The sequence below is a fragment of the Synechococcus sp. CS-603 genome (genome assembly GCF_977929215.1).
On sequence record NZ_OZ376778.1, the window covers coordinates 1,253,994 to 1,276,176 of the forward strand.

Here is a 22,183-nt window from a genome sequence, read left to right on the forward strand (position 1 = left end):
ATCCTGATCGAGCTTTACAGTGGCTGATCCCTAACTTGCTGGCATGGAGCTCATCAACCGCCCGCGTCGATTGCGCCGCACGCCGGCCCTGCGGGCCATGGTGCGTGAGTTTCAGCTCAGCCCAGCTGACTTCATCTACCCGCTGTTTGTTCACGAAGGCACCAGCAACGATCCGATCGGCGCGATGCCCGGCGCCTGCCGTTGGAGCCTTGATGGGCTGGTGGAGGAGGTGGGCCGGGCCTGGGATCTCGGCATCCGCTGCGTGGTGCTCTTCCCGAAGGTGGCCGATGGCCTCAAAAGCGAGGACGGTGCTGAGTGTTTCAACGAAGGCGGCCTGATCCCCCGGGCGATTCGCCGGCTCAAGCTGGAGCACCCGGCGATGGCGGTCATGACCGACGTGGCCCTCGACCCCTACTCCTGCGACGGCCATGACGGCATCGTCAATGCCGAAGGGATCGTGCTTAACGACGAAACCGTCTCCCAGCTCTGCCGTCAGGCGGTGGCCCAGGCCCGCGCCGGCGCCGATCTGATCGGCCCCAGCGACATGATGGATGGCCGGGTCGGAGCGATCCGCGAAGCGCTCGATGAGGAGGGTTTCGAGCAGGTGGGCATCATCAGCTACACGGCTAAATACGCCTCCGCCTATTACGGCCCCTTCCGCGAAGCACTCGATTCAGCGCCTCGCCCCACCAGCTCCAAGCCGATCCCCACCGACAAATCCACCTACCAGATGGACCCGGCCAACGGCCGCGAAGCCCTGATCGAAGCCCTGCTCGATGAGCAGGAGGGTTCCGACATTCTGATGGTCAAGCCAGGCCTGGCCTACCTCGACATCATCCATCGACTGCGCCAGGAAACGGAGCTGCCGATCGCCGCCTACAACGTCAGCGGCGAATACGCGATGGTGAAGGCGGCGGCCGAGCGCGGCTGGATCGATGAGCGAGCGATCGTGCTCGAAACCCTGCTCTGCTTCAAGCGGGCTGGGGCCGATCTCATCCTCACGTACCACGCCTGTGATGCCGCGGCCTGGTTGCGCGACGGCTGAGGGCCTGTTTCCCGCCCGGGAGGGCAGCCCCGCCGACCAGAATGGAGGCACTCAAACAAAAACCGATGGCGGTGCAGCGACTGGGCCACGTGGCCCTGCGGGTGGAGGACATGCCCCGCGCCACGGCCTTCTATCAGGCCCTCGGGCTCCAGGTCACCTGGGAAGCCGACGACTGGACCTACCTCCAATCCCCCGAAAGCGGCGATGGCGTCGCCCTGCTCGCCAAGACCTACACCGCAGCCGGACCCCATTTCGCCTTTCACTTCTCAGACCGCGCTGAGGTCGAGCTGATTCACGATCGGCTGCAGGCCACCGGCCACAGCGTCGGCCCGGTGCATGACCACCGCGATGGCACGGCTTCGTTCTACTTGCAGGATCCAGAAGGCAACTGGCTGGAGATGCTCTACGAGCCCCCCACCGGGATCGTCTCCAACCAACCTGCCTTCAACCAGATTGCTACTAACCAGGCTGGTGTGGCGATTCAGGGGCCGGCTTGAGCGGAATCGAGGCCGAAACCCTGGCCTTGCTGGAGTGGCCGCGGCTGGCTGAGCATCTGGCCAGCTTCGCCAGCACGGTTGCCGGTCGCCAGCGTTGCCGGGCCCTGCCGCTGGCCGCGGACTGCGCCGCCAGCAAGCGGCGCCTGCTGGAAACCACCGAACTGCTCGGCCTCGATGGCCTCATCGAAGGCGGACTGAGTTTTCAGGGGGCCTGTGATCTGGCGGCCACCCTGCTGCATTGCAGCAAAGGCGGCACCGCCTCGGCGGAGGCGTTATTGGCGGTGGCCACCACCCTGGCGGCGGGGCGCCGCCTGCGGCGCCAGATCGAAGACCCCCAGCTGCGGCCGGCCTGCACGGATCTCGTCCAGGAGTTGCGCAGCCAGCCAGAGCTGGAGCAGCGCCTGCGCTTCTGCCTGGAAGAGGGCGGCCGGGTGGCGGATCGGGCCTGCCCTGCGCTCGCCGGGTTGCGCCAACAGCTGGCCGCCGGCCGCCTGCTACGGCGCGAGCGGCTGCAGGAGTTGCTGCGGCGCTTGGCGCCGCTGCTGCAAGACACAGTCATCTCCGAGCGCAACGGCCGGCCGGTGCTGGCGGTGAAAGCGGGGGCGGCGTCCCAGCTCAGCGGTCTGGTGCATGACACCTCGGCTTCTGGCAGCACGGTGTTCATCGAACCCCAGGCGGTGATCGCCCTGGGCAATCGCCTGCGCGAGTGGGAAGGCCAGGAGCGGCAGGCCGAGCAACGGGTGCTGGCCGAACTCAGTGGCTTAGTGGCGCTGCAGGCCGAGGCGCTGGGGCCCTTTCAGGAGGCCTTGGTCCAGCTGGATTTCGGCCTGGCCCGGGCGCGCTACGGGCTGGAGCTCGGCGCCGTGCGGCCCGAGCTCTCCGCTGATCCCGCCTCCCCCTGGCTGCTGCACGGGCTGCGCCACCCCCTTCTGCTCTGGCAGCAGCGCCATGCCGGCGGCCAGGCGGTGGTGCCGGTGAGTGTCACCGCCGCAGCGGCCCTGCGGGTGGTGGCGATCACCGGACCGAACACCGGCGGCAAAACCGTGACCCTCAAGAGCGTCGGCCTGGCGGCCCTGATGGCCCGGGCCGGTCTGTTCCTTCCCTGCGCCGGTACGCCACGGCTGCCCTGGTGCTCCCTGGTGCTCGCCGACATCGGCGATGAACAATCCCTGCAGCAGAACCTCTCCACCTTCAGTGGCCATGTGCGCCGCATCGCCCGCATCCTGGCCGCCCTGCCAGAGCCTGCCCTGCCGCAGCCAGCAGCAGGCGCCAGCCTGGTGCTGCTCGATGAGGTGGGCGCAGGCACCGATCCGGGCGAGGGCGCGGCGCTGGCGATCGCCCTGTTGCGCCATCTGGCCGATCGGGCCCGGCTGACGCTGGCCACCACCCACTTCGGTGAGCTCAAGGCGCTGAAATACGGCGATCCCCGCTTCGAGAACGCCTCGGTGGGCTTTGATCTCGAGACTCTCTCGCCCACCTACCAGCTGCAATGGGGCATCCCCGGCCGCAGCAATGCCCTGGCGATCGCCGCGCGCCTGGGGCTCTCCGGCGACGTGATTGCGTCTGCCACCGACCTGCTCGCGCCCCGCGGCGATGGTGAGGTCAACCAGGTGATCCGCGGCCTGGAGGATCAGCGGCGCCGGCAGCAGGAGGCCGCCGAGGATGCCGCCGCCCTGCTGGCCCGCACCGAGCTGTTGCATGAGGAGTTGCTGCAGCGCTGGCAGCAGCAACAGGAGCAGTCAGCCGAGCTGCAGGAGCAGCGCCGCCAGGCGCTGGAGCTCTCGATCCGCTCGGGCCAAAAAGAGGTGCGACGGCTGATCCACCGCCTGCGCCAGGGCCAGGCCGATGGCGAGAGCGCCAGGCAGGCCGGCCAGCGGCTCAAGCGGCTGGAGCAACAGCACCGGCCCCAGCCCCAGCGCCGCGAGCCCAACGGTTGGCGGCCGGTGCTGGGAGAACGCATCCGTCTGCTCTCGCTCGGCAAGGCGGCGGAGGTGCTGGCGATCAGCCCCGGTGGGGCCGAACTCACGGTGCGCTGCGGCGTGCTGCGCCTGACTGTGGAGCTCAGCGCCATCGAGAGCCTCAGTGGCGAGAAGCCGGCCCCAGTGGAATCCGCGGCGCCGAAGGTGCAGATCCAGATGCCCGCCAGCCATCGCCGCTCCGGGCCGGAGGTGCGCACCGAGCGCAACACCGTTGATGTGCGCGGCCTGCGGGTCCATGAAGCGGAGGCCGCCGTGGAGGAAACGCTGCGTGGTGCCCGGGGCCCTGTCTGGGTGATCCATGGCATCGGCACCGGCAAGCTCAAGCGGGGGCTGCGCCAATGGCTGGACACCCTGCCCTGGGTCGAGCGGGTCAGCGACGCTGAAAAGGGCGATGGTGGACCCGGCTGCAGCGTGGTCTGGGTGGCCTAGGCCCTGAGATTGGGCAGTTCCGGTTCCGCCGCCGCCTCGGCCAGGCCCCTGGCCTCCGCCGGCAGGGGCAAGGCTTCCCCGGATGCATCGAAGAAGCGCCAGCCCGCCTGGTCGATTTCCAGATGGACCGTCTGGCCAGGGCTCATCTGCTGGGAGGGGTCGCCGCGCACCTGCACCAGGTGTCCACCATCCAGCAGGCGGCAGCTGATCAGCGCTTCGTTGCCGAGGGCTTCAACGTGGCAGACCTCGGCTTGGATGTTGCGGTTGGCAGCGGGGGCGATTTTGAGATTTTCTGGCCGCAGGCCGCCGGTGATTGCCCCTTCGTAGGCGCCGCTGGTGTAGTGGATCAGGGCCTGGCCGCTGGGCCCCTCCACCAGAAAGCGCCTGGAGCCCAGCTGCACCTGGTCGCCACCCACCGCCAGCACCGGCAGCAGGTTCATCGGCGGGCTGCCGATGAACTGGGCCACGAACAGATTCGACGGCCACTTGTAGAGCTGCATCGGCGTGCCGAGCTGTTGGAGCCGTCCGGCGTTGAGCACGGCGATGCGGTGGCCCATCGTCATCGCCTCCACCTGGTCGTGGGTGACGTAGAGGGTGGTGGTGCCGAGCTGGCGCTGCAGGTCAACGATCTGGGCCCGGGTGCCGGTGCGCAGCTTGGCGTCGAGGTTGCTGAGGGGTTCATCCATCAGAAACACCGAGGGCTGGCGGGCGATCGCCCGACCCAGCGCCACCCGTTGCTTCTGGCCGCCGGAGAGCTCCTTCGGCAGTCGATCGAGCAGGGGTGTGAGCCCGAGTTGTTCGGCCACCGTGGCGATCCGCCGGCTGATGGCCTCCTCCCGGGGCGAGGGAATCCTCAGGCCACGGGGCAGGGGCTGGCTGAGGCGATGCAGGCTGTCCTGGAGCAGTTGCGGCAGGCTGAGGGGACGGCTGCGCCGCAGGCCGAAGCCGATGTTGCCGGCCACGCTGAGGTGGGGATAGAGGGCGTAGCTCTGGAACACCATCGCCACGTTCCGCTGGGCCGGGCGCAGCCCCGTGACCGCCCGATCCCCCACCAGCACCTCGCCGCTGCTGGGGGTTTCCAATCCGGCCAGGATCCGCAGCAGGGTGCTCTTGCCGCAGCCCGACGGACCCACCAGGACGAGAAATTCGCCGTCGTGAATGGTCAGATCCAGCTGGCGGAGCACTTCCACCGGCGCACCTCCCCGCCGGGCTGGAAAGGTCTTACTGACCTGCTCGAAGCGAACCTCTGCCAAGACCGGTCCTCAGACGCAGCGATCCTAGGGTTGGCTCTTCACCTGCCCCGCTCTTCAGGGTCTCCTTTGCAGTTCATTGATCAAGCCCGCGTCGCCGTCCAGGGCGGCCGGGGCGGCGACGGCATCGTGGCCTTCCGACGTGAAAAATATGTGCCGGCCGGTGGGCCCTCCGGCGGCGATGGCGGCCATGGCGGGGCCATCTGGCTGGAGGCCGACCCCAACCTGCAGACCCTGCTTGATTTCAAGTACAAACGCCTGTTTGCTGCTCCAGAGGGGCGTCGCGGCGGACCCAACCGCAGCTCCGGTGCCGGTGGCGGTGATCTGGTGGTGCGGGTGCCCTGTGGAACCGAGGTGCGTGATCAGGTCAGCCTGGCGCTGATCGGTGATCTCGTGGAGCCGGGCGAACGCCTGCGGGTGGCGGCGGGAGGGCGCGGCGGGCTCGGCAATGCCCACTACCTCAGCAACCGCAACCGCGCTCCTGAGAAATTCACCGAGGGCAAAGACGGCGAAGAGCGCCTGATCCAGCTGGAACTCAAGCTGCTGGCTGAGGTGGGCATCATCGGCCTGCCCAACGCCGGCAAAAGCACCTTGATCAGCGTGCTTTCAGCAGCGAAACCGAAAATTGCCGACTACCCCTTCACCACCCTGGTGCCCAATCTCGGCGTCGTGCGCAGGCCAAGTGGAGATGGCACCGTGTTCGCCGACATCCCCGGCCTGATCGCCGGTGCTGCGCTGGGTGCCGGACTCGGCCACGATTTTCTGCGCCACATCGAGCGAACCAGGCTGCTCGTGCACCTGGTGGATGCCGGCAGCCCTGATGTGGTGGCCGATCTGGCGGTGGTGGAAGAGGAGCTGCTCGCCTATGGCCATGGCCTCAAGGACAGGCCCCGGCTGCTGGCCCTCAACAAGATCGAACTGCTCGACAGCGAGGCACTGGATGAAGCATCTGCACGGCTGGCAGAGCGCTGGGGAAGCGAGGTGCTCAAGATCTCAGCGGTGACCCGCTCCGGCCTTGACGGCCTGTTGGCCGCCATCTGGGAGCAGCTGGGGATCGCGGATCAGTCGTCGTAGACGCGGCACTCGGGGGCTTCCGGGTTGAGGTCGCAATAAACCTCTAGGGAATTGGGATCGTGGTCGTCTTCAGGGTGGTGGGTCTTGTACTCCTGCAGCGACTTGAGCTCGTCCTCGAGGTGGCCGAGCTTGGCTTGGTCGCCAACGGTCTTGGCGGCTTCGATTTCGGTCTGATCCTTACGGATGTGCTCGTCGATGGTGTTCATGGGTACGGTCGGTTTCGACAACCAGATCATGTCGGCTTCACCCTACGGGGCGCCGCCAGCCCTTGAGCAAGCTTTGTGGGCTGGAGCTGATCAAGCCCGCAGGTCGCTGAGCTCAAGCCAGCGTTCCTCGGCGCGGTGAATGCGCTCCGCCAGGGCCGAGAGCTCCTGGGTGAGGCTGTCGAGCTGGCCGTAGTCGCGCTCAGCGCCCGCCAGTAGCTGTTGCTCCAGCTGGCTGCGCTGCGCTTCGAGCCGGGGCAGCTGGCCCTCCAGCTCGCTGAGTTCGCGGTTTTCGCTGAAACTGCGCCGCCGCTCGTCTTCCGCACCAGCCGCCTTGTTTCCATTGCCTGCGCCGAGGCTGTTGCCAGTGCCTTTACCGGGGGGCTTGCTGGGGGCGCCGCTGGCTGCCTTGGGGCTCGCGGCCGCCGGTTTGGAGGTCGCCTGCGCTGTGGCCGGGCCGGCCTGGGCGAGATAGGCGCTGTAGTTGCCCTCAAAGCGCTTGAGCAGGCCGTCCTCGAACCAGAACAGGCGGTCGATGGTGCGATCGAGGAAGTAACGGTCGTGGGAGACCACCACCACGCAGCCACGGAAATCCTCGAGAAAATCTTCGAGCACGGTCAACGTCTGCACATCCAGATCGTTGGTGGGCTCATCGAGCAGCAGCACGTTGGGGGCCTGGATCAGCAGCCGGCAGAGATAGAGCCGTCGCCGCTCGCCCCCCGAGAGCTTGCTGATCGGACTGTGCTGCTGGGCGGGCGGGAACAAAAAGCGCTCCAGCAGCTGGGATGCGCTGACCTGGACCCCGCCGAGATCGATCTGGCTGGCCGCCTCCTGGACGTACTCGATCACTTTGCGGTCCAGGCCACCGCCAGCGACCAGAGCCTCGGCCTGTTGGTCGAAGTAGGCCAGCTGCACGGTGCTACCAAGTTCGAGGCTGCCGCCTTCGGCCTGCCGCCGGCCGGCGATCAGATCGAGAAGGCTGGATTTGCCTGAGCCGTTCGGGCCGATGATCCCGACCCGGTCTTCGGGGCTGAAGTCGTAGCTGAACTCCCGCAGCAGACTGCGTCCCCCGCCCGGTACGGCGATCGACACGTTCTCGGCCGTGATCGCCCGCTTGCCGATCCGCCGGCTGGCGGTGCTGAGGCTGAGCTGGCCCTTGGCCTGGCGGGTGGGTGCCTCGCGCATCGCCTCGATCCGTTGGATCCGGGCTTTCTGCTTCGTGCTCCTGGCCTGGGGGCCGCGGCTGAGCCATTCCAGCTCCCGCCGCAGTGCTCCCTTGAACTTGGCGGCGGTGGCGGCTTCGGCGGCCTCCTCATCGGCCTTTGTCTGCAGGTAGGCGGCGTAGTTGCCGGCGTAGCTGCGCGCTTCGCCCCGATCCACCTCGACGATCCGGCGGGTGACCCGATCGAGGAAGTAGCGGTCGTGGGTGACCAGCACCAGGGCACCGCTCAAGCGCTCCAGCTGATCCTGCAGCCACTCGATGCACTGGGCATCGAGATGGTTGGTCGGTTCATCCAGCAGCAGCACATCCGGTTCCGCCACCAGGGCCGAGGCCAGGGCGAGCCGCTTACGAAATCCGCCGGAGAGATTGCCGACCTGTTGCTGCACGTCCTGGATGCCGAGCCGGTCGAGCACCTCCAGGCACTGCTGCTCCAGGTCCCAGGCCTGGCATTGGTCAAGGCGGCCCTGCAGGGTGCCCAGCTCGGCCAGCAGGGCCGTGTGACCCGGATCCTCGGCGCTTGGTTCCTCCGCCAGGGCCTCGCTGACGGCGGTGAACCGACGCAGCAGGTCAATCTTTTCGCCGCAGCCTTCGGTCACCTGCTCCAGCACGGTGCGGCTGGCTTCAAGATCCGGCTCCTGGCTCACCATCACCACCTTGAGCCGTGGCGAGGCCCGTCGTTCCCCTTCCCCGGGCGTCTCCTGGCCGGCCAGCAGCTTGAGCAGGGTCGACTTGCCAGCCCCGTTGGGGCCGATCAGGCCCAGCCGCTCTTTCTCACCCACATGCAGCGTGAGGTTCTCGAACAGGGTTTTGATGCCGAAGTCTTTGCCGACTCCCACCAGGCTGATCAAACTCACGCGTTCGAGGGTTGTCGTTGGTTCTCCAGGTAAGCAAAGACACTCTTGTCGCCCACATCGGCGGCGGCAGGCATCGGGAACTTGCGCAGGCAGAGCAGCAGCAGCAGCCCCGCCTGAACCGCCAGCAGGGTGAAGGCGGTGCTGGTATCGAACAGGCCGGTGAGCCGGCCCAGCAGGCTCACCGGCAGCAGCAGCGTCACCCCGACCGCTTCGGCCCGCTGGAAGCAGAAAAATTCCTTGAAGCCCACGCCGGCGAGGGCGGCGAAGAACGGTCCAACGGCCCAGATCCAGCGGGAATCAGCGGCCAATGTGGGCAGCATCTGGGCCGGTCCCACCCGCAGTGCTAGGGCCAGTCCGCCCAGGCAGCCCAGCAGCCAGAACAGTTGCAGGGCGCGATGCAGGGGACGCACATAGATGTGAATCCAGCGCAGCGCCAGGCCGAGGCCGAGCGCCATCACGAGCAGCCAGGGCCAGAGCACGGTGCCGCCGTGGCTCCACAGCCAGAGCAGGGAGGCCTGGCCAGCGGCGACAGCCAGCAGGGCGAGGCGATAGCCCAGCACCTCGCGCCGGTCGGTGTCGGTGATGGTGTAGAGCCCGTAGACCCCCTCAAACACCGGATCAGCCGGGCCTGTGGCCGGGCCTTCTGGCCCTCCTGGCTGCTCGCTGATGGTTTCGGTCATGGCCGGCGCTCCCCTGGAGATCCAGACACCAGTGTGGCCAGATCGGGGCCCGCCGGCACGATTCCCGAGGGCTGCAGCGGGAACAGGGCACCGAAGTAGTCGCGCCGCCAGGCCTCCGGGAAGCAGGTGGCCTCCACGCCCGGCAGACCATGGAAGCGCCGCCGCCAGTCCCACAGGGCCGGGAACTGCCAGAGCGGCTTGCGGCTGCAGCCGAACAGGGGGGCGTAGACCATCTCCATCCGGATCAGGGTGGGGAACAGCACCACATCGGCCAGGCTGAGTTGGGAGCCGCAGATCCAGGGCCCATCTGCTGAGAGGGTCGCCTCCAGCTCGCCGAGAACGCCAAACAGCTCGGCTTCAGCGCGGTCATAGGCCGCCTGGGTGCGGGCGAAGCCGCAGCGGTACACCCCATCGTTGACAGCCCCCTGCAGCCGCCCGCGCCAGCCCTCGATGGCCTCGGCCAGCCCGGCAGGTTCCAGATCTGGCACACGTTGGCCTGGAGCTGGCCAACGGTTGAGCAATTCGATCAGGCGGGCGCTTTCTCCGACCACAATGCGGCGCTCCCCCCGGTCATAGAGCACCGGCACGGTGGCGCGGGTTCCCGCAGGCGCTCCGCAGCGGCGGTAGAGATCAATCAAGGCTTCTGCGCCCTCGAAGGGGGTCACGAAGCGCCAGCGCCCGGCCTTCGGATCAGGCTCCACGACCAGCAGCTCAAGCGATCCCTGCAGCTGGCGCAGGGCCCAGACCAGCCAGGCCCGGTGCGCCCAGGGGCAGCTGCGCCCCACAATCAGCACGTGCTGACCAGGCTGGCCGGCGCTGGCCGGCAGCGGCGGAAGGGCCACAAAGGCACCGGCCGGGCGGCGGTAGTTGCCTTCGGCATCGGCTGGCCCCAGCCCACCCATTAATTGATGCCACTGCCACTGCCAGGCCTGTCTGACGGCGGCCACCACGGGGGGGGGGATGGCCATCTTCAGGCTCCAGAGGCTGAATCAACTCTGGATCGCCATGGGCCACACCTGTAAGGCTGGGCAAAAGGCTGGGCGACCAGCCTGCAGAGGAAGGCGTGCTGATGGCGGATGGGCGGGTGCTGGTGGTGGGCGGGACCCATGGCAACGAGCGCAATGCAGCCTGGCTGCTGGAGCACTGGCGCCAGGAGACCAGCTCCCTGCAGAGCCATGGTCTGGATGTCGATCTGGTGATCGGCAACCCGGCCGCCCTTGCCGCAGGAGTGCGTTATCTCGATCGTGATCTGAATCGCTCGTTCCAGCCTGCCCTGCTGGAGGATCCCGAGCAGCAGGAGCTGGAGATCCAGCGGGCCCGCCAGTTGCTCGCTGCCCACGGCCCGAGCGGCGTCAGAGCCTGCCCGGTTGTCCTCGATCTGCACAGCACCACCGCGGCGATGGGCAACTCTCTGGTGCTCTACGGCCGCCGCCCCGCCGACCTGGCCTTGGCGGCCGGTATCCAGGGCCTGCTCGGCCTGCCGATCTACCTGCACGAAGACGATGACTCCCAGCATGGATTCCTGATCGAGCGCTGGCCCTGCGGCCTGGTGATCGAGGTGGGGCCTGTGCCCCAGGGGGTGATCACCGCCACGATCTGTCGCCAGACCCAGCTGGCCGTCGAAGCGGCCCTGCAGGTGCTGGCCGACGCCCAGGCCGGGCGGCTGAAGCTGCCGGCCCGGCTGATCGTTCACCTCCACCGCGGCAGCCTGGATCTCCCCCGTCAGGCCGATGGCCAGCCCGGCGCTTGCCTGCATCCCCAGCGCCAGCACCGGGACTGGCAGCCTCTTCACCCCGGCGACCCCCTCTTCCTCACCCCAGACGGCATAACGCTCGGCCTGGAGGCCACGGCCGATTCACCGCTCTGGCCGGTGTTCATCAACGAGGCGGCCTACGGGGAGAAGGGCATTGCCCTCAGCCTCACCCAGCAACAACACTGGCCCACTCAGGCCAGCTGGTCAGAGGCGTTGACAGACCTCTGCGCCGGGTTGGCGATCACAGCGCTGACTACGGAGTGATGCGAACGGGGCCGTTATAGATCACCTCAAGCACCTCGCGGCCATCGGCGGAGATCAACAGTTCCGTTTCAAAGCTGGCGGGGAGTTCCAGCTGTTGCCAACCGGGCGCTCCTCCCAGAAAACGGAACAGGACACCCTCGTCATTGCTCTCGACAAGACAATCCCCGGCGCTGCGGTCGTACATGCAGGCATCCGGTCGATAGAGATTAAGGCCACCGTTGAGTGTCTCGGCCTTCATGCGCGCCAGGTTGGTCGCCCGTTGCAGGTTGAACGGAAAGTCAGCCTGGGCCTCGACCTGGGTGGTGGCGATGCTCAAGCTGGCAATCACGCCAATAATCAGGCCGAACCAGAGTCGGACGGCGGGCTTCAGGCTCATGGGGAGGGCCAAGGGTGCCCATCCATCAAAGCAAGGATCAGGGCAAGGATTCAGCCGCAGGCCCAGGTGCCTTGTTCCATGGTGCAGGGCAGATCGCTGCTGGTTCCGTCCGCCCAGTAGATGCGCAGGCGATCGTCGGCACTGCCCATGCGGAAGGTGAGCGACTTGACCACTCCGGCTGGAGGTTTGCCGGCTGGATCAGCCGGATTGCTGCGTGCCGGGCTGGCAAGCCGTTGCTCGACCTGCTGCAATCGCTGCTCCAGTTCTTCGATGCGCTTGGTCTCTTTCTCCGGAGCAGACCAGCAGCCGCCCAGAGCAAGGGCCATGGCCCCAAGGCCAACCATGGCCAGGGAGCGCTGGGACAGGAAACGCCACGACATCGCCAGGCTCAGACCAAAGAATCACTGCACTCCTAGCAGTGCCCTCAGGTGTTGGCCAGGCGTTCGCTCCAGTAGATGACAGCCCCCTCTAGCTCCAGCTGGTGGCGGCGACGGCGAGCTTCATGAACCGGAACGGTTTCGGAGGAACGGGATCCTTTCAAATCCCAACAGATCAACACCATAAAAACGCTGAGGAGGGTGATTCCAAAAAAAACCTTAAATAGCTTTTGCAGCTATGGGCCCTGTTCATCTGCATGACCACACCTCCGAGCCGTTGCTCAGGCGCCGTGGCAGGGCAGGTGTGGTTTAGGCGCCTGGCAAGGGAGGTGTTTTACATGGATTTCCACACCTAGCGCAAGATTCCGTTACAGTGCCTAAGGCAACGGCAGAGCTTCGGCCTGTTGCGGCAAGGCTTTTCCTCTTCGGAGTTCCTTCACAGACTTCCTTAGAGAAAACGTCCCGCCTGCCATTCGTCCTTATCCTCGCTCCTTTTTGGGGCATAACCTCCCGTTCCTATGACCACCACCGTTCAGCAGCGCTCCGGCGCTTCTGCCTGGAGTCAGTTCTGTGAGTGGGTCACCTCCACCAACAACCGCCTGTATGTCGGTTGGTTCGGTGTGCTGATGATCCCCACCCTGCTGGCTGCCACCATCTGCTTCATCGTGGCCTTCGTGGCCGCGCCCCCTGTCGACATCGACGGCATCCGCGAGCCTGTCGCCGGCTCCTTGATGTACGGCAACAACATCATCTCCGGTGCTGTTGTTCCTTCCAGCAACGCCATCGGCCTGCACTTCTACCCGATCTGGGAAGCCGCCAGCCTCGATGAGTGGCTGTACAACGGCGGTCCCTATCAGCTGGTGATCTTCCACTTCCTGATCGGCATCTTCTGCTACATGGGCCGCGAGTGGGAACTCTCCTACCGCCTCGGCATGCGCCCCTGGATCTGTGTCGCCTACAGCGCCCCTGTGGCGGCTGCCTCGGCTGTCTTCCTGATCTACCCCTTCGGTCAGGGTTCGTTCTCTGATGGCATGCCCCTCGGCATCTCCGGCACCTTCAACTTCATGTTGGTGTTCCAAGCCGAGCACAACATCCTGATGCACCCCTTCCACATGCTGGGTGTGGCTGGTGTCTTCGGCGGCTCCCTGTTCTCGGCCATGCACGGTTCACTCGTCACCAGCTCCTTGGTGCGTGAGACGACCGAAAGCGAGAGCCAGAACTACGGTTACAAGTTCGGCCAAGAGGAAGAGACCTACAACATCGTGGCGGCCCACGGCTACTTCGGTCGTCTGATCTTCCAGTACGCCTCTTTCAACAACAGCCGCAGCCTGCACTTCCTGCTCGCCACCTGGCCGGTTGTGGGCATCTGGTTCACCGCCCTTGGCGTGAGCACGATGGCCTTCAACCTCAACGGTTTCAACTTCAATCAGTCGATCCTCGATGGCCAAGGCCGCGTGATCAACACCTGGGCTGACGTGCTGAACCGTGCCGGTCTGGGCATGGAAGTGATGCACGAGCGCAACGCTCACAACTTCCCGCTTGACCTGGCCTCTGCAGAAGCCACCCCTGTGGCTTTGATCACGCCTTCCATCGGCTGATCGCAGCGGAGTCAACCCTGTTGGCTCCAGCCATGCCTTTCACCTCAAGCCCCCCTCACTGCGAGGGGGGCTTTTTTGTGGGTTGATGGGGTCCTGACGGCTGCCGCCCCCGCCTGTTGCAGGGCCAGAGTGCCAACAACGCTTTTGGATGAGCTGGGGAGATGGAGAGGATCTGCGAGCCGGAACTGATGGACGCGCCCCTGCAGGCCCAGGCCTATGCGCAAGCGGATTTTGCCAGCAGCGATCAGGCGCTGCTCGATGGCATCGCTGACCAATTCGGCGCTGATCTCGGTGATCACATCGTCGATCTCGGCTGCGGACCAGGCAACATCACCTTCCTCCTGGCCGATCGTTACCCAAACAGCCTGGTGCTCGGTATCGACGGGGCTGCCGCGATGCTGGAGATCGCCGAAGCCCGGAGACAGTCCAAGCCCCATTGGCATCAGGCCGTTCGCTTTCGGCAGGCAGTGTTGCCCTGCGCCGATCTTCAGGCTGGCTCTGCCAGCGCTGTGGTAAGCAACAGCCTGCTTCACCATCTCCACGATCCCCAGGTGCTCTGGCAGACCGTTCATCAACTTGGTTCAGCCGGTGCGGTCGTTGTCGTGCGCGATCTGCATCGCCCCGAAACGGTTGCCGATCTTGAGGCACTGGTGGCTGCACAAATGGTCGACGCACCGGTGGTGTTGCGTGCCGATTACGCCCATTCGCTGCGGGCTGCTTTTTGCTGCGAGGAGGTGGAAGAGCAGTTGCGGCTTGCCCGGCTTAATGGCCTGACGGTGGCCAGGGTGGGCGATCGCTACCTGGAGGTGAGTGGTCGATTGCCGCTGGCTTAACCGTCTCATCTGTTCTAGCCGTGGCGCTGTTGCCCGGCTTGTGCCTGCTCCTGGAATGGTTTGTGGCGAGCGGACATGTGGGCTTCTGGGTCCACGCCGGCAAAGGTGGTAGGCAACCAAACACGTACAACCATCAGCAGGGCCATGGAGGCCAGGAAGGCACAGACAGCGAGGATCTGTCGCCAATCGGTTTCCAGCACCCCGGTGACAATCACTTCGCGCAAAACCGAAACAATCGCGATCTCCACGGACACACCGATCGAAACGCGCTGCTCCTGCAGATAGATGATCAGCAGCCGGAACAGTTCAACCAGGATCAGGATGAACAGGATGTCGGAGGTGACCGCGTGGAACTTCAGGGTGGTAAACAACGACAGAAAGATGGCTCTGAGTTGCAGGGCCATCACGCAGAACAGACCCACGCACAACGACACCGCAATGAGGTCTTGAACCACTTCAAGAGCCTGGACGATCTGGACCCGACGGAAGGTCTGGTGCCAGGGCACGCCTTCTGACTGGCTGGATGGGGCTGCAGGCGACGGCTCTGTTCGGATGCGATGGCCGTTGGCGATCGCGTAGGCCATGGCTGGAGTTTTGGACTTGCTGGCCTGGTTGCCCGTTTTGGGCGGCAAATCAGAAACTCTCGCTGAGAGCTCAGCTGATTCGTGGCTGGTCTGCTCCGTGTCGTTGAACGCCCTGCGGTTGGATTCCGGGGGGCTTGTCTCCGTGTTGGCCATCAGTTCGGGTCTCTGCAGGATTGTGCTGAGGCAAGCCGGCTTGGCTGATCAGGCGTTGGGATCGAAGTTAATCCAAGTGGTTCTTATCGGTCAATTAAAAAATGATCAGTTCTGCTGATGTTGCTGATGGAGGAGGGCGGGTTGGGAGCGTTGGATCGCTGCTGCCACGATTTGGATCAGAACGCTCTCCAGGCAATAGGTCTGAGGTTTTTCGGCAGGTAAAAAGGGTGCATGGGTTGGGCGGTTTTGCCGAGGCGCAACACCTGCAGCGGCGGCAGAAAAGCCATCGCGGCGCGGTCGCCTGACAGTCGCGTCCGGCTTGCGTGCCCTGGCGGCCCCAGGCGGCAACAACCGTTGCTGAACTGGCGGCGCAGGCCCGCAGCCAGGCAGCGTTCTCAGGCCCCACCGGTTTCTCCGCCGCCAGCAGCGTGGCGGGATGGCGGGCCCGAAAGGCGAACAGGTTGGTCAGGCACAGGCCGCCATAACCCCAGTCCTGGGCAAAGCGGATGCAGCGGCGAGTGGTGGCATCGTCGCGCTGCCAGTGGCGCCAGAGCACGTAGCGATAAAGGCCCCAGGGGCTGAAGACGGCTGAGCGTCCCATCCGGTGTGCGTGTTGGTCAACGCAGCAACACGCCTATTTTGCCCAAATCCAATTTTGAACGATAAAAACAGTCAAATAACGGCCAAGAATCTTAATTCTGCCTCCCAATCTGCACATTGTTCTGGAGAAACGTTCTTTGGGGAATCCGAGTGAGTTCTCCAGTAACTTGGTCGATCTTCTGTTATCAGGGGGCAGGAGATAGTCGATGTCTTGTTCCTCGCTCAGCCCGCTGCTCTTACCTGCAACGTTGTTGTGCTGATACCAGCCAACTAACCGGTCCGTAGGGGGGAGTTTGCTGTTCGAGATTTTGAGAAAGCCGGTGATCGGACTTGAACCGACGACCTACTGATTACGAATCAGTTGCTCTACCACTGAGCTACACCGGCGCTTGCCTGAAACTAGCATCGGACTTCCCACCCCCCTTGCCGTCCATGCCATCGCGCCAACCTCGGCCCCTGGATCCGGAACTGAGGGCTCGCTTGCTCCAAGAGGTTCACGCTCCTTGGCGGGGGCTGCGCCGGGCCCTCTGGTTCGCCCTCAGCGCCTCGGCAGCGATTGGTCTGGCCACCATGGCTCTGCGGGTCTCCGCTGGTGGTGAGCTGGGCTCAGGGGATCTGCTCATTCAGGTCGGTGCGCTGCTGCTCTTCGGTCTGCTGCTCTGGCGTGATCGCAGTCCCAGGCCCAGCGACAGCTAGCGAGAGCGGTTCGGGCAGCAGCAAGGGCAGCCCCAGGCTCAGCCGTTGCTCTTGCGGCTCCGTTGGCTCCAGCGGACTGGCGGTGGCCAGTTGGGAGGCGGGCCTGCTCAGCAGCCAGAGAGCCTGCAGCAACTGCTGCCATTGCCAGAGCATCAGCCCAAGCAGGGCAGCCGCCAGCAACAGGGCCACCAGCCTGCTGCTGTGGCGCAAGGGGGAAAGAGCCGTGGCTATGGCGGCCTGACTGTCGCTGAGCCACAACACCGGCAGCAGAGCCAGAGCTCCGGCCGCTGCGAGCAGTTTCAGCGGCAAGGGCGACTGAAGACAGCTGAGCCTGCGCTGCTGCTCACTGCGCCCCTTGGCCGGTGTCTGCAGCAGCAACAGTGACCAGACATCAGCGGGCTGCTGCCAGAGCAGGGCTGCAGGCAAAAGAGCGCCGAGGCCCCAGCAGAGAAGCCGCTCGAGCCCTGGCAAGGGGCCCGGATCGCTTCCGGCCAGCAGCAGCAATAGCAGTAGCAGCTCGGCAGGAGCAGCAGCCAGGCCCAGCAGTTGGACCCAAAGCAGGGGCTCGCTGCGCGGGTTCACGGCGTTCAGTTGGTGCTCAGGGTGCGCCGCTGGGTGACCAGCTTGTAGGCCTCGACGCGATCCTTGTCTTGCCAGTTGGCGAAACGATCGCAGCCGATGCCGCACTCGAAACCGGTGGCCACCTCTTTGACGTCGTCCTTGTTGCGACGCAGGGAGTCGAGGTCGCCCTCGAAGACCACCTGTTTGGCGCGATGCACCCGGACCTTGCAGTTGCGCTGCAGCTTGCCGCTGGTGATGTAACAGCCGGCAACGGCTGTCTTGCCGATACTGAAAACGGCCCGCACCTCGGCTTCACCCAGGGTTTCCTCCACCATCTCTGGCTCGAGTAAGCCCTCCATCGCCGACTGAATGTCTTCCAGCAGCTTGTAGATCACCTCGTAGTCGCGCACGTCGACGCCGTTGGCATCGGCCGCCTTCTTGGCCCCTGAGGCCATGGAGGTGTTGAAGCCCACGATCACCGCCCCTGAGGCGGCAGCAAGATCCACGTCGGTTTCGGTGATCTCGCCGGGTGCCGAGAGCAGCACCCGCACCTGAACTTCGCCCTGGGGCAGTTGTTCGAGCGAGCCGAGAATCGCCTCAACGCTGCCCTGGACATCGGCCTTGAGGATGAGGTTGAGCTCCTTGAGCTCTCCTTCGCTGGCCTGGCCCGACATCGAAGCCAGCGACACCCGGCGGGAAGCCATCTGCTGGGCCAGGCGAGTCGCCCGAGCCACGTTGGCCCGGTCACCCACCACGGCGCGGGCGGCCTTCTCGTCGGCATAGACCTCGAATTCGTCGCCGGCTGTGGGCACTTCGCTGAAGCCCAGAGCCTCCACGGCGGAGGAAGGGCCAGCCAGCTTGACCCGTTGGCCGGTGTCATCCACCATCGCGCGCACCTTGCCAAGGATGGGTCCGGCAGCCAGCACATCTCCTGCCCTGAGAGTGCCGTTCTGGATCAGCAAGGTGGCCACTGGGCCCTTCGCCTTGTCGAGGTGGGCTTCGATCACGGTGCCTTTGGCCATCCGATCGGGGTTGGCCTGGAGATCTTCGACCTCCGAAACCAGCAGGATCATCTCCAGCAATTTGTCGATGTTCTCGCGTTTGATCGCGCTCACCGGCACCATCACCGTGTCGCCGCCCCAGTCTTCAGCGACGAGCTGCTGGTTGGAGAGCTCCTGCTTGACCCTCTCGGGCTGGGCTCCTTCCTTGTCGATCTTGTTGATCGCGACCACGATCGGCACTTCGGCGGCGCGGGCGTGGCTGATCGCTTCGAGGGTCTGGGGGCGAACGCCGTCATCGGCGGCCACCACCAGCACCGCCACGTCGGTGACCTTGGTGCCACGGGCGCGCATGGCGGTGAACGCCTCGTGGCCGGGGGTATCAAGGAACGTGATGGTGCGTTGTTCACCGGCGTGGCTGACATCCACCTGGTAGGCACCGATGTGCTGGGTGATGCCACCGGCTTCACCGGCGGCCACCCGGGTTTTGCGGATGGCATCGAGCAGGCTCGTTTTGCCGTGATCGACGTGGCCCATCACGGTGACCACCGGCGGCCGGCGAATCAAGTGCAGCTTGTCGCTTTCCTCGATCATCTCGACCGTCTTCTTGGCGGCCTCCTGGACGTCGTCTTCCAGGACCGGCACTCCGAACTCATCGGAGACCGTTTCGATCGTGGAGAGATCAAGGGTCTGGGTGACCGTGGCGATGATCCCTTTGAAGAACAGTGACTTGATGATCTCGGAACTCTCCACACCGAGGCGGTCGGCCAGTTCCTGCACCGTGAGGTTGCCCTCGGGCACGATCAGCATCTCGGGCCGGGCGCCCTTGGCCTCGCGTGCGGCGCGCAGTTCCATGGCACGGCGCCGCTGGCGCTGGCGCGTGGTTTCTTTCTTGCGTTTGCGGATTGCCGCCACTGGCTTGACACCAGGGGTGGCCGCACGGGTGCGGGGCCGGGCCGGACGGGCCAGGCTGGCCTGAAGAATCAGGGCCTCCTGTTCACCGGCGAAACCGCTGGTTTCAGTGGTGAGGGCATCATCGTTTTCACCGATGATGTGGACCTTCTGACGCTGCTTCTGCGGTGATTTACTGCGCAGGGCCTCGAGTTTGGCACTGTCATCCCATTCCGGCCGGCGGGCGCGGCTTGCGGGCTGCGGTGTGCGGAATCCAGGCCGTCTGGGGGCTGCCGGGGCCGTTGCTGTTGGCCGAGGACCGTCGGCTGTGGCATTGCCTATTCCCCCTTCCGGCCGCCGGGGTGGAGCGGCAGGGGTGCGACTGCCGGGGGTCTGGAGCTGCATCAGCTCGCCGGGAGACACGGGCTTGCGCATGCCCTGGGGCATGCCGCCCGGGCGCACGGGTGCGCCGGCCGTGCTGCGGACCGGTGCCGCGGGAGAAGCCGCATCGCGGCGGATCGGCTTGCCGACCAGCTCGAGTGGACTGCGGGGCGGAACCTGCCGCACCGGCGATGGCGCACGTTGCGGAGCACCGCTGGGCCGCTGGCTGAGTCCAGGCCGGGCTGAAGGCGGAGCCGGCCGGCTGCTGGTGGGGCTCGGTTGACCGCTCTGGGGCCGGCCGATCAGCTGGGGTTGGCTGCCACTGCCACTGCTGGCCGGGCGTGGCGACGATCCAGGCCGCTGCGGCGCAGCGGGGCGGGGTGCCGGTGCGCTGCCCCTGGGCAAGGGACGGGGGCTGGTGGCCGGCTTGGGGCTGGGAGAAAGGGCAGCCTCGGGCTTGCGGGCCGGCGCCGGTGGCTTGATCACGACCGGAGGAGCGGGCCTGGCCGGGGCTGGGGTGGTTTTAGGCGGACCGACGGGCCTGGCTGGTGAGGGCGCTGCAGCCGCCGTAACCGGCTTGACCGGTGCGGCAGCTGGCTTTGCCGGGGCGCCAACAATCTTGGGCAACGATGGAGCTGCCTTGGGAGCCGATGGGGCGGCCTGGGGCTTGCTGGGGCCGGTAGGCCTGGTTGGAGCCGTTGTCGTTGCTGGGGCAGCAGGCTTGGCCGGCGCTGTGACCGGTGCGCTGGCTGATGGAGCAGCTGGCGCGGGTGTCACGGCCTTCTTGACCGAGAGGATGGCCTTCGACGGAGCAGGGGTGGCTGGCGTTGGGGTTGCCCCTGCAGGCCTTGCCGGGGCAACTGGCCGGGAGGCCCTGTTGCCATTGGGCTTGATCAAGTCGCGGATGCGGCCGGCCTCGTCATCGCTGATCGAGCTGCTGTGGCTCTTGGCCGCGATCGACAGCTTCTCGGCGGCATCGAGCACGTCGCGGCTCTCCAGGCCCAAGTCCCGGGACAGCTCATAAATTCTGACTTTGCCGCTGCTGGTCATTCAGATCTCCAATCGGTCGGGGCAACGGGTGCCGCCGAGCCCCACGCACGGTGCGGCCACTGTTCATCTTGCCTCAGCGGCTGCAGCCCGTGCGTCCTCCAGCCGCTGTTGAAGTGCCGTGTGAATGGAATCCGCCACCTGGCAGCGCAGAGCCCGTTGCAGCTTCTTGCGGCGTCTGGCCTCCTCCAGGCACTCCAGGCTCGCGCAGAGGTAGGCCGAACGACCCATACCCTCATCAAGCACCACTTGTTTGGCTGGCAAACGGACCACCCGCAAGAGCAGTCGGCGATCCAGGAGCTGCCTGCAACTCACGCACCGGCGCAGAATTGGCCGGCCGCTCAACGGAGCCCGTCTTGGCTGATAGCAGCCTCGCTTGTAACAGCCTCGGCCTCTCCATCGCTTGCAGCGGCTTCGTTGGCCGGCTCATCAGAGCTGGCCACAGCGACCCCTTCCGGCTCGCCGGCTACGAATTCGCCCTGAGCGTCCTCGGCGTCGTCGCCCTCTTCGAATTCGTCCTCTGGCAGGGGGTAGAGCTCGCGCAGGCGGGCATCTTCCTCGGCACGGATCGCCTGTTCAGCCTCCAGCCGCGCCTCAGCTTCGGCTTGGATTCTTTCGTCTTCCTCGCGCAGGCCGATCAGTTCAGCGGCTTTGGCATCCTCGGCAACCTGGTCGTATTCCAGGGCATTTTTGATGTCGATCTTCCAGCCGGTCAGGCGGGCGGCGAGGCGCACGTTCTGACCTTCGCGGCCGATCGCCAGGCTGAGTTGGTCAGGTGGCACCAGCACGTGCGCGTGGTGGCCTTCGGGGTCCACCAGCCGCACCATTTCGACGCGGGCCGGGCTCAGTGAGTTGGCAAGGTACTGGCCTGGATCGGCAGACCAGCGGATCACGTCGATCTTTTCGCCGCGAAGTTCGTTGACCACCTGCTGGATACGCGAGCCGCGGGCACCGATGCAGGCACCAACTGGATCCACTTCACGCTCGATGCTGTCGACAGCCACCTTGGTGCGTGGACCGACCGAGCGGGACGGTGGATTGGCTTCCCGGGCCACGGCCACGATCCGCACCGAACCCTCCTGGATTTCGGGAACTTCGTTTTCGAAGAGGTAAACCACCAGGCCGGCATTAGCCCTGGAGACGAACAACTGGGGGCCGCGACGCGCCACTTCGGAAACTTCTTTGAGGAAGACCTTGAAGGTGGCGTTGGCCCGGTAGTTGTCATTGGGAAGCTGGTCGCGGCGCGGCAGCTCAGCCTCCACCTCAGGCCTTCCCAGGCCTGAGCTCACCGCCATGATCACCGACTGTCGCTCGAAGCGGATCACCCGGGACGTGAGCACCGGATCCTCCAGGTCGGCGAATTCCTCCTGGATCATGCGGCGCTGCTGATCGCGCAGTTTCTGGGCCAGCACCTGCTTGGTGGTGGAGGCCGCCATCCGGCCGAAATCTTCCTTTTCCGGGGTGACATCAAGCACCACGGTGTCGCCGATCTGGGCGTCTTCGGCTACTTGCTGAACCTCGACGAGCCCGATCTGGTGATCGTCGCTCTCCACTTCTTCGACGATGATCTTGCTGGCCAGAACCCGGTAGCCCTCTTCCTCAAGGTCGAGACCGACGTCAAAATTGCTGAAGTAATCCTCTTCAAAAGGATCCTCACTGATGCCGAGATAGAGCGTGCGGCGATAGCGCTCGTAGCCTTTGAGAAGGGCTTCCCGCAGCGCCGCTTCCACCACCTGGGTGGGCAGTTTCTTTTCGTCGCTGATGTCCTCGATCAGGTTCTGCAGGCCGGGGAGAAGAACGAGTGCCATCGGATCAAAAGAAGAAGTGGTGGTGGAAAG

22 protein-coding genes and 1 tRNA gene are annotated in these 22,183 nt (G+C 65.5%); 8 read left to right on the forward strand and 15 right to left on the reverse strand.

All coding sequences use genetic code 11. The features are described 5' to 3' along the window. Positions 1–43 precede the first annotated feature (43 nt). The 3 genes from hemB (at position 44) to ACXMDM_RS06590 (ending at position 3,950) form a co-directional block, all read left to right on the forward strand. Complete coding sequence (hemB, locus tag ACXMDM_RS06580) at positions 44–1,045, forward strand: porphobilinogen synthase (protein WP_071801083.1); 1,002 nt, start codon at positions 44–46, stop codon at positions 1,043–1,045. Between the two features lie 65 nt (positions 1,046–1,110). After that, the gene (locus ACXMDM_RS06585; protein ID WP_071802188.1) at positions 1,111–1,542 is read left to right on the forward strand and encodes a VOC family protein; all 432 of its coding nucleotides are present in this window, start codon (positions 1,111–1,113) and stop codon (positions 1,540–1,542) included. Further along, positions 1,539–3,950, forward strand: coding sequence for an endonuclease MutS2 (locus tag ACXMDM_RS06590; RefSeq protein ID WP_259722759.1), 2,412 nt, complete (start codon positions 1,539–1,541; stop codon positions 3,948–3,950). The genes ACXMDM_RS06585 and ACXMDM_RS06590 overlap by 4 nt, the downstream gene beginning before the upstream one ends. Here ACXMDM_RS06590 and ACXMDM_RS06595 read toward each other — a convergent pair. Next, a complete protein-coding gene (locus ACXMDM_RS06595) occupies positions 3,947–5,203 on the reverse strand; it encodes an ABC transporter ATP-binding protein (protein WP_071801087.1) in 1,257 nt (418 codons plus the stop codon). The two genes, ACXMDM_RS06590 and ACXMDM_RS06595, sit on opposite strands and share 4 nt — an antisense overlap. Positions 5,204–5,269: 66 nt before the next feature. On the opposite strand from ACXMDM_RS06595, the gene cgtA reads away from it, so the two are divergent. Then, on the forward strand, positions 5,270–6,274 hold the full coding sequence (gene cgtA, locus ACXMDM_RS06600) for an Obg family GTPase CgtA (protein ID WP_071801089.1): 1,005 nt from the start codon (positions 5,270–5,272) through the stop codon (positions 6,272–6,274). Here cgtA and ACXMDM_RS06605 read toward each other — a convergent pair. The 4 genes from ACXMDM_RS06605 to ACXMDM_RS06620 all read right to left on the reverse strand — a co-directional run bounded on the left by ACXMDM_RS06605 (position 6,262) and on the right by ACXMDM_RS06620 (position 10,201). Beyond that, positions 6,262–6,480, reverse strand: coding sequence for a Calvin cycle protein CP12 (locus ACXMDM_RS06605; RefSeq protein WP_071802189.1), 219 nt, complete (start codon positions 6,478–6,480; stop codon positions 6,262–6,264). The two genes, cgtA and ACXMDM_RS06605, sit on opposite strands and share 13 nt — an antisense overlap. 90 nt (positions 6,481–6,570) lie before the next feature. Continuing rightward, positions 6,571–8,553, reverse strand: coding sequence for an ABC-F family ATP-binding cassette domain-containing protein (locus ACXMDM_RS06610; protein ID WP_071801091.1), 1,983 nt, complete (start codon positions 8,551–8,553; stop codon positions 6,571–6,573). Next, positions 8,550–9,233 carry a DUF2301 domain-containing membrane protein gene (locus ACXMDM_RS06615; protein WP_071801093.1) on the reverse strand — a complete coding sequence of 228 codons (684 nt, stop codon included), beginning with the start codon at positions 9,231–9,233 and terminating at the stop codon, positions 8,550–8,552. The genes ACXMDM_RS06610 and ACXMDM_RS06615 overlap by 4 nt, the downstream gene beginning before the upstream one ends. Further along, positions 9,230–10,201 carry a glutathione S-transferase C-terminal domain-containing protein gene (locus ACXMDM_RS06620; protein ID WP_071801094.1) on the reverse strand — a complete coding sequence of 324 codons (972 nt, stop codon included), beginning with the start codon at positions 10,199–10,201 and terminating at the stop codon, positions 9,230–9,232. Before ACXMDM_RS06620 ends, ACXMDM_RS06615 begins: the two co-directional genes overlap by 4 nt. A gap of 101 nt (positions 10,202–10,302) precedes the next feature. On the opposite strand from ACXMDM_RS06620, the gene ACXMDM_RS06625 reads away from it, so the two are divergent. After that, entirely contained in the window at positions 10,303–11,250 is a 948-nt protein-coding gene (locus ACXMDM_RS06625) for an aspartoacylase (protein WP_071802190.1), read from the forward strand. Here the strand turns inward: ACXMDM_RS06625 and ACXMDM_RS06630 are convergent. The 3 genes from ACXMDM_RS06630 to ACXMDM_RS06640 are packed head-to-tail and all read right to left on the reverse strand — an operon-like array spanning position 11,240 to position 12,188. Then, positions 11,240–11,626 (reverse strand): hypothetical protein, encoded by a 387-nt coding sequence (locus tag ACXMDM_RS06630; protein WP_071801095.1) that lies wholly within the window; start codon positions 11,624–11,626, stop codon positions 11,240–11,242. The genes ACXMDM_RS06625 and ACXMDM_RS06630 overlap by 11 nt on opposite strands. 50 nt (positions 11,627–11,676) lie before the next feature. Next, positions 11,677–12,006: a hypothetical protein gene (locus ACXMDM_RS06635; protein WP_071801096.1), complete on the reverse strand. Its 330-nt coding sequence runs from the start codon at positions 12,004–12,006 to the stop codon at positions 11,677–11,679. Between the two features lie 44 nt (positions 12,007–12,050). After that, on the reverse strand, positions 12,051–12,188 hold the full coding sequence (locus tag ACXMDM_RS06640) for a YWSERL motif small protein (protein WP_499570309.1): 138 nt from the start codon (positions 12,186–12,188) through the stop codon (positions 12,051–12,053). 333 nt (positions 12,189–12,521) lie between these two features. Here ACXMDM_RS06640 and psbA point away from each other — a divergent pair, with 333 nt between their 5' ends. After that, the gene (gene psbA, locus ACXMDM_RS06645; protein WP_071800883.1) at positions 12,522–13,601 is read left to right on the forward strand and encodes a photosystem II q(b) protein; all 1,080 of its coding nucleotides are present in this window, start codon (positions 12,522–12,524) and stop codon (positions 13,599–13,601) included. Between the two features lie 161 nt (positions 13,602–13,762). Continuing rightward, positions 13,763–14,434 carry a class I SAM-dependent methyltransferase gene (locus tag ACXMDM_RS06650; RefSeq protein WP_071801097.1) on the forward strand — a complete coding sequence of 224 codons (672 nt, stop codon included), beginning with the start codon at positions 13,763–13,765 and terminating at the stop codon, positions 14,432–14,434. 14 nt (positions 14,435–14,448) lie between these two features. Here the strand turns inward: ACXMDM_RS06650 and ACXMDM_RS06655 are convergent, their stop codons facing one another. The 3 genes from ACXMDM_RS06655 to ACXMDM_RS06665 all read right to left on the reverse strand — a co-directional run bounded on the left by ACXMDM_RS06655 (position 14,449) and on the right by ACXMDM_RS06665 (position 16,158). Continuing rightward, a complete protein-coding gene (locus tag ACXMDM_RS06655; protein ID WP_311134223.1) occupies positions 14,449–15,018 on the reverse strand; it encodes a phosphate-starvation-inducible PsiE family protein in 570 nt (189 codons plus the stop codon). A gap of 247 nt (positions 15,019–15,265) precedes the next feature. Further along, a complete protein-coding gene (locus ACXMDM_RS06660; RefSeq protein ID WP_071801100.1) occupies positions 15,266–15,772 on the reverse strand; it encodes a DUF1643 domain-containing protein in 507 nt (168 codons plus the stop codon). A 314-nt stretch (positions 15,773–16,086) separates the two neighbouring features. Next, positions 16,087–16,158, reverse strand: a tRNA-Thr gene (locus ACXMDM_RS06665). 45 nt (positions 16,159–16,203) lie between these two features. On the opposite strand from ACXMDM_RS06665, the gene ACXMDM_RS06670 reads away from it, so the two are divergent. Further along, the gene (locus ACXMDM_RS06670; RefSeq protein WP_071801101.1) at positions 16,204–16,467 is read left to right on the forward strand and encodes a DUF3493 domain-containing protein; all 264 of its coding nucleotides are present in this window, start codon (positions 16,204–16,206) and stop codon (positions 16,465–16,467) included. Here the strand turns inward: ACXMDM_RS06670 and ACXMDM_RS06675 are convergent. From ACXMDM_RS06675 to nusA, 4 genes are all read right to left on the reverse strand, one after another. Then, positions 16,378–17,049 carry a low-complexity tail membrane protein gene (locus ACXMDM_RS06675; protein WP_071801102.1) on the reverse strand — a complete coding sequence of 224 codons (672 nt, stop codon included), beginning with the start codon at positions 17,047–17,049 and terminating at the stop codon, positions 16,378–16,380. The genes ACXMDM_RS06670 and ACXMDM_RS06675 overlap by 90 nt on opposite strands. A 5-nt stretch (positions 17,050–17,054) precedes the next feature. Next, on the reverse strand, positions 17,055–20,348 hold the full coding sequence (gene infB, locus ACXMDM_RS06680; RefSeq protein WP_071801103.1) for a translation initiation factor IF-2: 3,294 nt from the start codon (positions 20,346–20,348) through the stop codon (positions 17,055–17,057). 63 nt (positions 20,349–20,411) lie between these two features. Then, positions 20,412–20,690, reverse strand: a complete 279-nt coding sequence (locus ACXMDM_RS06685; RefSeq protein WP_071801104.1) for a YlxR family protein — start codon at positions 20,688–20,690, stop codon at positions 20,412–20,414. Next, positions 20,687–22,153 (reverse strand): transcription termination factor NusA, encoded by a 1,467-nt coding sequence (gene nusA / locus ACXMDM_RS06690; RefSeq protein ID WP_071801105.1) that lies wholly within the window; start codon positions 22,151–22,153, stop codon positions 20,687–20,689. Before nusA ends, ACXMDM_RS06685 begins: the two co-directional genes overlap by 4 nt. Positions 22,154–22,183 lie beyond the last annotated feature (30 nt).